At 69.6% G+C, this 12,387-nt stretch carries 13 protein-coding genes and 1 pseudogene; 6 read left to right on the plus strand and 8 right to left on the minus strand.

Going from position 1 to position 12,387, the window contains the following annotated elements; all coding sequences use genetic code 11:
• Nucleotides 1–17: 17 nt before the first annotated feature.
• From JK364_RS01630 to JK364_RS01640, 3 genes are read left to right on the plus strand one after another with little or no spacing between them, the layout of a single operon-like run.
• Nucleotides 18–1,121: an MBL fold metallo-hydrolase gene (locus JK364_RS01630; RefSeq protein ID WP_201846714.1), complete on the plus strand. Its 1,104-nt coding sequence runs from the start codon at nt 18–20 to the stop codon at nt 1,119–1,121.
• Entirely contained in the window at nt 1,118–1,681 is a 564-nt protein-coding gene (locus JK364_RS01635) for an ester cyclase (RefSeq protein WP_230991260.1), read from the plus strand. The genes JK364_RS01630 and JK364_RS01635 overlap by 4 nt, the downstream gene beginning before the upstream one ends.
• Nucleotides 1,678–2,466: an MBL fold metallo-hydrolase gene (locus JK364_RS01640; protein WP_201846716.1), complete on the plus strand. Its 789-nt coding sequence runs from the start codon at nt 1,678–1,680 to the stop codon at nt 2,464–2,466. The genes JK364_RS01635 and JK364_RS01640 overlap by 4 nt, the downstream gene beginning before the upstream one ends.
• 71 nt (nt 2,467–2,537) lie before the next feature.
• Here JK364_RS01640 and JK364_RS01645 read toward each other — a convergent pair whose 3' ends face one another.
• Both JK364_RS01645 and JK364_RS01650 read right to left on the minus strand, forming a co-directional pair.
• On the minus strand, nt 2,538–3,230 hold the full coding sequence (locus tag JK364_RS01645) for an SDR family NAD(P)-dependent oxidoreductase (RefSeq protein WP_201846718.1): 693 nt from the start codon (nt 3,228–3,230) through the stop codon (nt 2,538–2,540).
• Nucleotides 3,227–4,123 carry an NAD(P)H-binding protein gene (locus JK364_RS01650; RefSeq protein WP_201846720.1) on the minus strand — a complete coding sequence of 299 codons (897 nt, stop codon included), beginning with the start codon at nt 4,121–4,123 and terminating at the stop codon, nt 3,227–3,229. Before JK364_RS01650 ends, JK364_RS01645 begins: the two co-directional genes overlap by 4 nt.
• 68 nt (nt 4,124–4,191) lie before the next feature.
• On the opposite strand from JK364_RS01650, the gene JK364_RS01655 reads away from it, so the two are divergent.
• The gene (locus JK364_RS01655) at nt 4,192–5,004 is read left to right on the plus strand and encodes a LysR family transcriptional regulator (RefSeq protein WP_201846722.1); all 813 of its coding nucleotides are present in this window, start codon (nt 4,192–4,194) and stop codon (nt 5,002–5,004) included.
• 60 nt (nt 5,005–5,064) lie between these two features.
• Here the strand turns inward: JK364_RS01655 and JK364_RS01660 are convergent, their stop codons facing one another.
• On the minus strand, nt 5,065–6,600 hold the full coding sequence (locus JK364_RS01660) for an MFS transporter (protein ID WP_201846724.1): 1,536 nt from the start codon (nt 6,598–6,600) through the stop codon (nt 5,065–5,067).
• Nucleotides 6,597–7,151: a TetR/AcrR family transcriptional regulator gene (locus JK364_RS01665; RefSeq protein ID WP_201846727.1), complete on the minus strand. Its 555-nt coding sequence runs from the start codon at nt 7,149–7,151 to the stop codon at nt 6,597–6,599. The genes JK364_RS01660 and JK364_RS01665 overlap by 4 nt, the downstream gene beginning before the upstream one ends.
• 294 nt (nt 7,152–7,445) lie before the next feature.
• Between JK364_RS01665 and JK364_RS01670 the strand changes: the two are divergent.
• Nucleotides 7,446–7,665: pseudogene (locus tag JK364_RS01670) on the plus strand (phosphatidylglycerol lysyltransferase domain-containing protein); the annotation flags it as partial.
• A gap of 123 nt (nt 7,666–7,788) precedes the next feature.
• On the opposite strand, the gene JK364_RS01675 reads toward JK364_RS01670, so the two are convergent.
• The 3 genes from JK364_RS01675 to JK364_RS01685 form a co-directional block, all read right to left on the minus strand.
• Nucleotides 7,789–8,088, minus strand: a complete 300-nt coding sequence (locus JK364_RS01675) for a peptidoglycan-binding domain-containing protein (RefSeq protein ID WP_201846729.1) — start codon at nt 8,086–8,088, stop codon at nt 7,789–7,791.
• Between the two features lie 329 nt (nt 8,089–8,417).
• Entirely contained in the window at nt 8,418–9,536 is a 1,119-nt protein-coding gene (locus JK364_RS01680; protein ID WP_201846731.1) for a Gfo/Idh/MocA family protein, read from the minus strand.
• The gene (locus JK364_RS01685) at nt 9,536–10,348 is read right to left on the minus strand and encodes a sugar phosphate isomerase/epimerase family protein (protein ID WP_201846733.1); all 813 of its coding nucleotides are present in this window, start codon (nt 10,346–10,348) and stop codon (nt 9,536–9,538) included. The genes JK364_RS01680 and JK364_RS01685 overlap by 1 nt, the downstream gene beginning before the upstream one ends.
• Nucleotides 10,349–10,462: 114 nt before the next feature.
• Between JK364_RS01685 and JK364_RS01690 the strand changes: the two genes are divergently transcribed.
• Nucleotides 10,463–11,098, plus strand: coding sequence for a TetR/AcrR family transcriptional regulator (locus tag JK364_RS01690; protein WP_201846735.1), 636 nt, complete (start codon nt 10,463–10,465; stop codon nt 11,096–11,098).
• Between the two features lie 55 nt (nt 11,099–11,153).
• Here the strand turns inward: JK364_RS01690 and manD are convergent, their stop codons facing one another.
• Nucleotides 11,154–12,368, minus strand: coding sequence for a D-mannonate dehydratase ManD (manD, locus tag JK364_RS01695; protein ID WP_201846737.1), 1,215 nt, complete (start codon nt 12,366–12,368; stop codon nt 11,154–11,156).
• Between the last annotated feature and the right edge of the window lie 19 nt (nt 12,369–12,387).

Below are 12,387 nucleotides of genomic sequence, written 5' to 3' on the forward strand. Positions count from 1 at the left end.
GAAGAAGGACTCGATCGATGGAACTCGCCTGGCAGGACACCGACGTCCTCGACATGCCCACGCTCGGCACCCCGATCACCACCCTCGGCGGCCTCGCGGACATACCCGGCGGCTACGGCGCACAGCTCGGGTGGGCCCGCAGGCGAGCGGAGGAGCTGCGTACCGAATTCGCGGCGACCGGTACCCCGGACACCGTCACCACCTGCGACCTGGTGACCCTGCCCTATCCGACGAGATTCGGCCTCTTCCGCGCCTCCCGGGCCATCGCCCCGTTCCTCGCCATCACCAACCGCATGCTCGTCATCCGCTGGACCGAGAGCGACGGACGGCGGCGGGTGCTCCTGTTCGAGCCGAGCGATGTCCAACTCGGCCGCAACACCCCGTACTTCGCCGCGCTGGCCCGCCGCACACCCGGCCCGGTGCGATCCCTGATGGTCACCGAACACGGCACCGTCCTCGGGCATCTGGCCCGGCTCGGCATCGCGCCCGAGGACGTCGACTATCTCCTCTTCGACCATCTGCACACCCAGGACCTGCGCCGGTGGATCGGCACCAGCACACCCCAGCCGGACTTCGGCGACGGTCCGGTCGAGCCCGCGTTCCCCCGCGCCAAGGTGATCGTGCAACGGCATGAACTGCTGGCCATGTCCGAGCTCCACCCGCTTCAGCGGCCCTGGTACCAGCCCGAGGCCTATCGGGATGTCCGGCCCGAGGCCTTTCTCGCCGTCGACGGCTCGCTGCTCCTCGGCCCCGGTGTCGCGGTCATCTCCACCCCCGGCCATGTGCTGGGCAACCAGACCCTCCTGCTGAACACCTCCAGCGGCATCTGGGCGTCGAGTGAGAACGCCATCGCCGCCGAATGCCTGACCCCCGAGCACTCCCGCATGCCCGGCATCGCCCGCTGGGCTCGCGCCTGGCAGCAGGAGGTCGTACTGAACGCCAACACCATCGAGACGACGGCCGAGCAGTACAACTCGCTCATCATCGAGAAGACGCTCGTCGACCGCGCCCAGGCCGACCCCCGCTTCCTGCAGTTCTTCCCCTCCAGCGAGCTGACCGCCGCCTGGACCAACCCCGGCACCGGCCCCACCTTCACCCACAAGGCAGTGACCCACCGATGACGACCGTGATCAGCGACGAGATCCTCGCGTCCCGCCAGCAGCTGGTCCTGGACCACTTCCATGACGAGGTCCGCCAGGAGTGGGACGACGTCCTGGCCACCTTCCCGCATCCGCGCTACGAACTGATCCCCACCATGACGGTCCACGACGGCGGCACGGCCGTACGCGGCTACTACCGCGACAGCCGCCGCGCCTTCCCCGACCAGAACCACGAGATCATCGCCCTGCGCCACAGCGGCGACGCCGTGATCGTCGAATTCTGGCTGCTGGGCACCCACCTCGGCCCGCTGGGCGCGATCCCGCCCACCGGAAACCGCTTCCGTGTCCGCATGACCGCGTACTTCATCTTCGACGACGACGGAAACGGCGGCGAGAGCCTCGTCTGCGAGCGGATCTACTTCGACAGCCTCACGCTGCTGAAACAGCTGATCGGCGGCCTGAACCTGCGCGATCCGCGCAACTGGCCGCTGGCCGTTCGCTGTCTGCGCGGACTCCTCAAGGAAGCCGGCGGCGCCCCGGACCCGGCCCTCGTCAACACGCCGAAGGCGGACCTGTCGTGAAGGTCCACCACCTCAACTGCGGCACCATGCACCTGCGCGGCGGACCGCGGCTGGTCTGCCACGTCCTCCTCCTCGAGACGGACGCACAGGGGCTTGTGCTCGTCGACTCCGGCTTCGGCCTCCTGGACATCGCCACCCACGGCCGCCGTGTGGGCCCGGCCCGCCACTACGTCAAACCGGCCCTGGACCCCGAGGAAACCGCCGCCCGCCAGGTCGAGCGGCTCGGCTTCCGCCGCGACGACGTCCGCCACATCGTCCTCACCCACTTCGACGCCGACCACATCGGCGGCCTCGCCGACTTTCCGCACGCCACCGTCCACATCACCGCGGCCGAGGCACACGGCGCGATCCACGCCCCCTCCTGGCGGGAACGTCTCCGCTTCCGCCCCGCCCAGTGGGCCCACGGCCCGAGCGTCGTCGAACACCGCCCGGACGGCGAGGCGTGGCGCGGGTTCGCGGCCGCCAAGGAGCTCGACTCCGTCGCGCCCGGCATCGTCCTGGTCTCCCTCCCCGGCCACACCCGCGGCCACGCCTGCGTCGCGGTCGACACCGGCACCCGCTGGATCCTGCACGCCGGCGACGCCTTCTACCACCCCGGCACTCTCGACGGCCGTGCCCCCGTGCCCGTGGCCCTCCGCGCCATGGAGGCGGCCGTCGCGTACGACCTGAAACAGGTCCGCGCCAACCACGCCCGCCTCGGTGAGCTGCACCGGCGCGCGGAACCCGACCTGACGATCATCTGCGCCCACGACCCGGGCCTGTACGAGCGGATGCGGGGCGGCTGAGGGAAGAGCCCGGGTGCGCCGACCGCACCCGGGCCGAACGGCTGCCACCAGGGCCACCTCGGCTACCAGGGCTACCAGGGCACGGGCTGGTCCTGGTGGTTGAGGAATCGCAGGCCCGGTTCGCCGCTGTGGCGGTCGATCGTGTCCACCACGCCCGGGATGGACTGATCGATGGTCAGCGGTGCGTGCGGTCCGCCGAGTTCGGTGCGGACGTGGCCGGGGCACATGAGCAGCAGCGTGTGCGCGGCCTCGGCGTACCGGGCGGCGTAGCTGCGCATCAGCTGGTTCAGCGCGGACTTGCTGGCGCGGTAGACGTCCTGGCCGCCCTTGGTGTTCAGGCCGAGACTGCCCTGGCGCGAGGACATGACGCCGATGGTCCCGGTCGGGGCGACCAGCGAGCGGAGGGACTCGACCACACGCATCGGGCTGAGCGCGTTCGTGACCATGACCTCGGTGAACATCTCCGTCGGAACGTCGCCGATCGGAATGTTGCCCCTGGTGATGGCGGCGTTGACGAACAGCAGGTCGAGCGTGTGCTCCGCCAGGCGCTCGCGCAGCGCGGCGACCTCGTCCGATTTTGTCATGTCCATCGACTCGACCGTGACCCGGCCGCCGGACGCCTCGGCCAGGTCGTGGAGGCCGGTGCGCCGCTCGCCCCGGACCGTACCGATGACGTTCCAGCCGCGCCGGGCGTACTCGGTGGCGAGGCCGAGGCCAAGGGTGCGGGACGCGCCGATGATGAGAGCGGTCTTGGGAGTGTTCATGCCTGGACCGCCGGCTTGAGGACCTCTTCGCACCACTGGCGGAAGGTCGTCGGACTGGCGGTCTCGGGGGTGCGCGGCACGCCCCCGTCGATGCCGTCGTCCTTGGATCGCATCATGTCGACGTAGCCCTGCACGATGGCGTCGCCGACGCCGCGCCCGGTGAACGCGGCGCGGAGGTCCTCCAGCGACTGCCGCCGGTAGCGGATCGGACGGCCGAGCACCTCGGACATGACGCGCGCCATGTCGTTCGCCGAAAGGTCCTCGGGGCCCAGCACCGGGACCTCGCCCGTCCCCGTCCACGAGCGGTCGAGCAGCAGGCCGGCGGCGGCCGCGGCGATGTCTCCGGTGGCGGCCGTCGGTGCCGTGCGGTCGGCGGCGGCGGTGTCGGTGAACACGCCGTCGTCGCGGATCGAGGCCACCTGCCGCAGCAGGTTGTCCATGAAGCTGGGGCAGGCGAGCGCCCGGTAGGCCACGCCGGTGCCCGCGATGAGGTCGTCCATGGCCAGCGACGCCGTCACATGCCCGGCGCGGCCGGCGGCGGGAGTGCCGCGGCCGAGCGCCGAGACGCCGACGACATGTCCGACCCCGTGGGCCGTGAACGCCTTCGCGGCGGCGCGGGTGAACCCGGAGTAGGCGGCGTCCAGACTCGGCGCCCGCGGGTGCGGCGGGACCAGCCAGAAGACGGCGTCCGCGCCGGCGAAGGCCCGGTCGACGACCTCGGCGTCGCCGTGCGAGCCGGTGACGACGTCGACGCGGGCGCGGACGGCGTCGGGGAGTTTCCCCGGGTCGCGCACGATGACACGCAGTTCTTCGCCGCGCTCGGGGGCCTCGTTGAGCAGGATTCCCATGACCCGGCTGCCGATCTGGCCGGTGGGAGCGGTAATGACGATCATGTTGTGAGTCTCGGGGCGGGCGCCCTGTAGCGTCCAATACCTTTCCCGGCGATTGATACCTTGAGGGCATGGATCTCGATCTGCGCAAGCTCCGCTATTTCGCCGCGGTGGCCGAGCACCGGCACTTCGGCCGGGCCGCGGAACAGCTCTTCATCGCCCAGCCGGTCCTCAGCCGTCAAATCAAGGCGTTCGAGGAGGAGTTGGAGTGTGCCCTGCTCGTACGGACCACCCGCAGCGTGGAGCTGACCGCTGCCGGGAAACAGCTTCACGAGGAGGCGCAGCGGATCCTCGGGACGGTCGCCGCGGCGGTGCGGCGCGTACACGACGCCGAACGGGGCGCCCAGCGCCTCGTTGTCGCCTTCTCCCCCGGGCTGCGTGTGTCGGCCGCGATCCGTGCCTTCACCTCGCGCTACCCGGACGTCGAGACCGATGTCGTCCCGGCCCACTGGTGGCAAGCGGACGCGCCGCTCCGGGACGGCCGGGCCCAGGTCGCGTACCTGCGACAGCCTTTCGACGCCTCGGGGTTGCGCACCATCCCCATCGGCCACGAGCCCAGGGTCGCCTGCATGCCCGCGACCCACCCGCTGGCGCGCCGCGAGAAGCTCACCTCCGCCGACCTCGACGGCGAGAAGATGATCACCGCGACGACACGGCCGATGTCTTCCATCGAGGAGAAGTTCGAGCTCATCGCCACCGGGCACGGTATCGCGCTCATCTCCATGAGCGCCGCGCGCTCCTACTCCCGCCCCGACCTCGTCCACCTTCCCGTCACGGACGCCCCAGGGGCCGAGACCTGCCTGGCCGTCGCCACGGACCGGCGCGAGAACCAACTGCTGCGCGACTTCCTGGAGATCGCCACCGCGACGCTGCGGCGCGCCTGAGCGGCCGACGGTACGAACCGGACAGAGCTGCCCGTGCTGTTCCGCGAGGACCGGCCTGGTCTAGCCGTCCAGTCGCTGACGGCGCAGCAGGAACCACGCCGCCACCGCGGTCGCCAGGAGTACGCCCGCACCGACGCCGGCCGCGATCCGCAGGCCGTCGACGAACGCGTCCCGCGCCGTGGCCAGCAGGGCCGTGCCCGTCTCGGACGGCAGCCCGGCGGCCGCCTCGACGGCGCCGCCGATCGAGTCGTCCGCCCGCTCGGCCACCGGGCCCGGCACCCCCACCGGCGGGGTGAAGCCGCGGTAGACACCGGTCACGATGGAGCCGAGCACGGCGATACCGAGCGCCGCGCCCAGCTCGTACGCGGTCTCCGACACCGCGGACGCGGCTCCTGCCTGGTTCTTCGGCACGGTGGAGAGGATCACATCCGCGGTGACGGTGAACGCGAGGCCCGCGCCGACACCGACCACCAGCAGCACCGCTCCGAGGAGCGGGTACCCGGTATCGGTGCGCAGCCAGACGAGAGCGGCGAGGGCGAGCCCGATCGCCGCCAGACCGCCGGAGACCACCGCCCGCACGGAGAAGCGGCGGGCGGCGTGTCCCGCCAGCAGCCCTGCCACCACGGCCCCGACCGCCGTGGGGAGTTCGGCGAGTCCGGCCTCCAGCGGGTCCCGGCCCTGCACCAGTTGCAGGTACTGCGACAGGAAGAAGACCAGCCCGGAGAGGCCGAGGACGGTGAACAGGTCGGCGAGGACCGCACCCGAGAACCCCCGGTGCCGGAAGAGCCGCATGTCCAGCAGGGGGGCGGGGAGCGTCAGCTGCCGCCGTACGAACCACCCCAGGGCCAGCACCCCGACCATGCCCGTGGCCGCGATGTCCCCGCGCACTCCGTACACCGCCGCCTCCTTGACCGCGTAGACGACGGCGACCATGCCGACGAGGGAGAGCAGCACGCTGGGCAGGTCCCACGGTCCGGGCGCCGGGTCACGCGACTCGGGGAGCAGCTTCGCCCCGACGAGCACGAGAAGCACCATGACGGGGAGGTTGATCAGGAAGACCGAGCCCCACCAGAAGTGTTCCAGCAGGAAGCCGCCGAGGACCGGGCCGACGGCCATGCCCGCCGAGGCCGTCGCACCCCAGAGGCCGACGGCCAGGCTGCGCTCCCGGGGGTCCTGGAAGAGGTTGCGGATGAGGGCGAGGGTGGAGGGCATGAGGGTCGCGCCGGCGACGCCGAGCAGCGCCCGCGCGCCGATCATCATCTCCGCGCTCTGCGCGTACGCCGTCAGCGCGGATACGGCTCCGAAGGCCACCGAGCCGCCGAGCAGCAGCTTCTTGCGGCCGATACGGTCGCCGAGGCCGCCCATGGAGACCAGCAGGCCCGCGATGACGAAGGAATATATGTCGCCGATCCACAGCAGCTGGGTGCCGGAGGGCCCGAGATCCTCGCTCAGGAACGGGGTCGCCAGCCCCAGGACGGTCGCGTCGACGGCGACCAGGAGGACGGCGAGGACGAGCACGGCGAGCGCCAGCCAGCGGCCGGGCCGCGCCTCCGCCTCCGCGCTCTCTTCGCTGACCTGGACGGGGCTCCCGCTCATGCGTTACCGCTCCCCCGCCGCGCGCCGCCGAGCAGCAGCTCCAGCACCATGTACTCCACGTCCTTGGCGGCGAGCCGCCCGTCGTAGACGCCCCACGCGGCCGACGCCATCAGCCCGTACAGGGCCTCTGCCAGCCACACCGGCGTCAGGTCGACGCGGAAGTTCCCCTGCTCCTGGCCGCGCCGGAAGAGCGCGGTCAGGCGGGCGTCGAGCCGCGCCCAGCCCGCGTTGACCTCCTCCCCCTCGAAGAGCTGGTTCTCGCCATAGAGAAAGGCGAGGAAGCCGGAGACCGGCTGAAGGGCCGCCACGAGCCGGCGCAGCGCCTCGACCGCGTCGCCCTCCTCGATGTGGGCCGTGTCCAGTGCCGCCTCGGACCGCTCGATACCCAGCTCCTCCAGTGCCCGGATGAGCGCGTCGCGCCCGGCGAAGTGTCGGTGGAGCGTGGCGCGGCTGATCCCCGCCGCCTTGGCGATGTCGTCCATCGAGGCGGTGGCCCTGCGGGTGAGCAGGGCGGCGGCTTCGCGCAACACGTCGTTGCGGTCAAGAGTCATGCGACAATCATAGCTTGATTGAGACAGCGATGTCTCGTGAGAGGCTGGCTTGCGTCACCTGAGACCGTCTCGTCGGCGTTCGTCGGCATGCCGACCTCCCGGGCACTCAGGTCCTGCACGGCCACTTCGGCCGGGCTGGGCCCTACGTGCCGCCGGCCGCCGCGCTCGCCCCTGCGTACCGAGCCGTCCGGACTGGGCGGTACGACGCGTCAGTCGCCGCCCCGCGCCCCCTCCACATCCGACGGCCGCCGTGCGCGCGGACAGGAGACGCGCCGCCGACTGCTGGAGGCCACGGCTTTCCGCTCGCGGCGGGCCGTTGGCCCGCTCGCCGAGAGGACGAGCAGCGGCTGCGGGGACTTTCGCAAAACACGGCGACCGCGACTCGCTCGGCTACTTCGCGCTGCGGCGCGAGAAGGGTGTGATCTGGTCGCCGACCGGCAAGGCGGCAGTCACCTACCGCGTCGTCGGCGGTGTATCACTGGCCTCCGGCGACCCGATCGGCGCCCCGGAGGCATGCGGAAGAACGGAAGTGACCGCGCCGTTCCTCAAATCTCCCAGCAGCGCACGGACGTACAGCGGGGCCGGACGGGTGGTCCTGTCCGGCCCCGCTGTCGTCTAGTCGCGGTGGCCACTCACCTCAGCAGCCGGGATAGTCCTCCGCAGCCATCCGTTTGAACGCTGCCTGCGACCCCGATCCGAAGACCCCGTCGATCGCGCCGGTGTAGCCATAGCCCCGCAGCCAGCACTGGATGTTCTTGGCCTCGGTCGTGTTCAGGCCCAAGTTGTTCACGGCCAGCGGATTGACCGCCTCAGCATTCACCGCCGGCTTCGAGACCGACGCGGACGCCGCGAAGCTTACGCCCGCCCCCGCCAGGCTTCCCGCGGCAATACCAACGACGGCAATGGTACTGACGAGCCCCCTCGTCAAAACTCGCATTCGATTACCCCTTTTGGCTTGAGTTGGGTGGGGGGCTCGCAGCAGGATCTGCGATACCTCACGGAGCCCAAGGGTGTGTTCGGCGTGGAGCCGGTTGAGGCTTCGGATGTGGGGCTACAGATGTGGATGACGTCCAGGTCGGTCGATGCGGCGAGCGACTTGGGCATCCGGCTCGGATCGTGCGACGCCGAGGTCGTGTGCAGCCTGCTTTCCTCGCTCAGGTGTAGAGCTCGCGAGTGCCGTCAAGTGCGCGCGGTCGGCTCGGCCGGCTCGGGTGTGCGCTGCTGCCATGAAGCCGCCCCCGATGAAGCCGGACCGGACGGGTCCGGTCACAGGGTCGCCTCATACGGGTCGCGGCCCTCAGGCACGAGCAGGATCGCGTCGACCCTGCTGCCGACGTGGACCGTCTCTCCCGAAGCGACGGACTCGTCGATGGACATCAATGTATCCAGCACGTGGTAGCCCAGGTCACCGGTAGCGATGTGGGGCTGCTGACCGCGGATGGCTCGAGCCATGTCGAGGACGCCCAGCCCTCGGCCCGCTTCGATCCCGACCGGCTTGACGGTCTCCCACTCGGCCTCGCCGTCCGACGAGGGGGCGCGGGTGATTTTCACGTCGCCGGCGAAGTAGTTGGGGTCCGGGAGGATGAGAGTGCCTTCAGTGCCGGTGATCTCGACAACCCCGGTGCGGGTGAGGGGCGAGTCAAAGCTGAAGATGCTCTGGCTCACGCCGCCGTTGTCGAACTGAGCGAGAGCCGATACGTGTGTGGGCACCCCGACGGCGAATTCCGTGCCGGCTCGGTCGCCGGTCTTGATGGTGCGGACGGCGCGGCCGGTGGAGCCCACGGCCGAGACTCGGACCACGGAGCCGAACAAGCTGACCAGGGCGGTGATGTAGTAGGGCCCCATGTCGAAGAGGGGGCCCGCGCCTTGGGCGAAGAGGAATTCGGGGCTGGGGTGCCAGGCGTCCGGACCCGCGGACTGCATGACGGTCTGCGCGGACAGCGGGGTTCCGATATCCCCTCGGACGATTGCCCTGCGGGCGGTCTGCACACCGGGGCCCAAGACGGTGTCAGGAGCGACGCCGACCCGCAGGCCGGCTGCGGCCGCTTCGTCGAGGAGCGTCCGAGCACTGGACCGGTCGATAGCGATGGGCTTTTCGGACCAAACATGCTTGCCCGCGACGACGGCAGCCGAGCTGATCTCCGCATGCGCAGCGGGGATGGTCAGGTTGACGACGATGTCGACATCGCTGTGCGTCAGGACGTCTTGCGTCGTTCCCCACTCCCCCACCCCGTACTTGCGTGCCTGAGCCTCGGCACGCGCGATATCGAGGTCACCGACGATCACGAGGCATATATCGGGGAACTTCCTGAGGTTGGTCAGGTACTCGTCGCTGATGTTGCCGGCGCCGACGATGCCGATGCCGACCGGGCTGTGCGCGGCCATCAGACAATCCCCCTCTTGCTCAGGTAGCTGACGCCCGCCTCGATGCCTTCGAAGATGTCGCCGTCGTAGTAGTCGAACTCGATGATGGCGAACTTGGCATCGGAGGCCGCGGCCAGCGCCGCATCCAGCGGAACCTCGCCCTGGCCCGGTGCGACCTGGCCCGTCCGCGCGGGATCGAACGGAGTGTCAGAGGAGAACGGGTCGTCGATGATGGCGCCGTCCTTGACATGCAGTGCCTGCACCCGTGAGCCGAGACGCCGCAAAAGCGACACAACGTCCTTGCCTCCGGCCGCGGCCCAATAGATATCGATCTCAAGGCTGACCGCCGGATCAAGACGACTGACGAAGAGATCAAAGGCGTTGGAGCCGTTGATGCTGTGGACGAACTCCTGCGAGTGGTTGTGATAGCCAACGCGCAGGCCGTAGTCCGCGGCGGCTTCGGCCGCCTCGTTGAGGAGCTCCGCGGTCCGAGCGATCTCCTCCTCTTCGGCCCACCGGGCGGCGGGCACGAACGGGTCGATCACCGTCTCAAGGCCCAGCTGCCGAGCTGCTGCGAACGTCTTCTCGAGCGTCTCGGCAAAGGTGTCCTTCACCTGCGCGATCTCGGGAGACAGGAAGTTGGCGTGCCCCGTGCGCGCCGACAGGCCGTGGCGTCCGAGCGTGTCCGAGAGTTCCTTCGCGCGACGCACGAAGTCGAACACCTCGACATTGCGCAGCCCCAGTTCGGCGAGGCGGGCAAGGGTGCCTTCCTCGTCGGTCTCGAGCACTTGGCGGGCGGAGTAGAGCTGGAGCGACAGCTGCGGTGTGGACATGCGCGGGTTCCCCTCAACGTGCGGAGCATGAGGCCCCGGCCGTTTCGACCGGCACGGTGACAGATACAGAATACCGACAGGGCTGTCGGTTTCTAGGGGTGGTTAGATTTTGTCATGGCAAAAGCGGCAGCATCGGCGCGACAGAGCGGGGTTTCCCGTAACTACCCCAAGGGGGAGAGGCGGCGCGCCCAGATCATCGAGGCCGCGTTCACGGCGTTTGGGCAGGTGGGTTACCGCAACGCGAGCATGGTTCAGCTGGCGGCGGCCTGCGGCGTCTCACGCGCAGGCCTCCTGCACCACTTCCCGACGAAGGAATCCCTCCTCGAGGCAGTGCTGGAGCAGCGCGAGCTCCAGGACGAGGAGCACTTCTTCCCGTCGGGCGGGGCGGGCCACGACGGGCTTGTGTACTTCGCCGGCATGATCCGCCTGGTCGCACACAACCAGGCCAACCCGGTCATCGTGAGCCTGTTCGCCGTCCTGTCGAGCGAGGCAACGGCCGCGGATCATCCGGCGCGGCCGTACTTCATCGCGCGTTACGAACGTGCTCGCCGCCAGATGCAGCTGGCCATCGATGATCTGGCGCATCGTGAGCTGCTGCGGCCTCATGTGGATCCTTCAACTCTGGCCGCGAACCTCATCGCCCTCATCGACGGCCTACAGGTCCAGTGGCTCCTGAGCCCCGACGCCATCGACATGCCGACTCACCTGCGTAGCGTTTTGCGCAGCCTTATCAGTGTCGAACTGGCCTAGCCGTCGAGGCGTTGAGTCGGATCATGAACGCCGGCCCGGGACGCACAGTCGCTTTTCACCAGTCGTGAACGGTGCCGTCATGCAGCCGGTTGACGGGGAGGTAGGCCGCCTCATACGGGTACTTCTCCGCCAGGCTCTCGTCCATGTCCACACCGATCCCCGGCGCCTCGCCAGGATGCAGGTGGCCGTCGGCGAAGGTGTAAGCGTGCTGGAACACCTCACCCGCCAGTGGGCTGTGTCCGGAGTACTCCTGGATACCGAAGTTGTGGATCGCCAGATCGAGGTGGAGTGCCGCTGCCATGCCCACTGGTGAGATGTCCTCCGGGCCGTGCACGGCGCTCTTGATCTGGTGGACGGCGGCCAGGTCGAAGAGTTTCCTCAACGGGGTGACTCCGCCGAAATGGGTGACGGCCGAGCGCACGTAGTCGATCAGTTGCTCGGTGAGCAGGGTGTGATAGTCGTGGACCGTGTTGAAGACCTCGCCGATGGCGAGCGGGGTCGTGGTGTGTTGCCGGACCAGGCGCAGGGCGGCCTGGTTCTCCGCGGGCGTGCAGTCCTCCATCCAGAACAGGCGATAGGGCTCGAGGTCCTTGCCCAGCTGGGCGGCTTGCAGCGGGGTCAGCCGGTGGTGGGCGTCGTGCAGGAGGGGGAGTTCGGGGCCGAATTCATGGCGTACGGCTTCGAAGACCCCGGGCATGTGGCTCAGATAGGAGCGGGTGTCCCAGTCCTCGACCAGCGGACGGGCCTGCTGGTGCGGGACGGGTGCCGAGTCGGCGCCTTTGGTGTGGACTCCGTAGACGGCCTTGAGGCCGGGGATACCGGTCTGGATCCGCACGGCCCGGTACCCCTCGGCGAGCCGGGCCCGGACGGAGTCCAGCAGCTCCGGGGTGTCCTGGCCACTGGCGTGTCCGTAGGCCAACAGCCGGTCACGGCTCGCCCCGCCGAGGAGCTGGTAGAGCGGCAGCCCCGCCACCTTGCCCTTGATGTCCCACAGCGCGACGTCTACGGCGGCGATGGCCGCCATGGTCACCGGTCCCCTGCGCCAGTACGCGCCGCGGTACAGGTACTGCCAGGTGTCCTCGATGCGGTGCGGGTCGAGCCCGATCAGCAACGGGGCGATGTGATCCCGCAGATAGCTGACGACCGCGAGCTCCCGTCCGTTGAGAGTGGCGTCGCCGAGGCCGGTCAGTCCGTCGTCGGTCGTCAGCTTGAGGGTGACGAAGTTGCGGCCGGGGCGGGTGACGACGACCTTCGCGTCGACGATTTTCATGCGTGGTCTCTTTCTGGAG

This window comes from Streptomyces endocoffeicus, assembly GCF_016741935.1.
GTDB classification, from domain to species: domain Bacteria; phylum Actinomycetota; class Actinomycetes; order Streptomycetales; family Streptomycetaceae; genus Streptomyces; species Streptomyces endocoffeicus.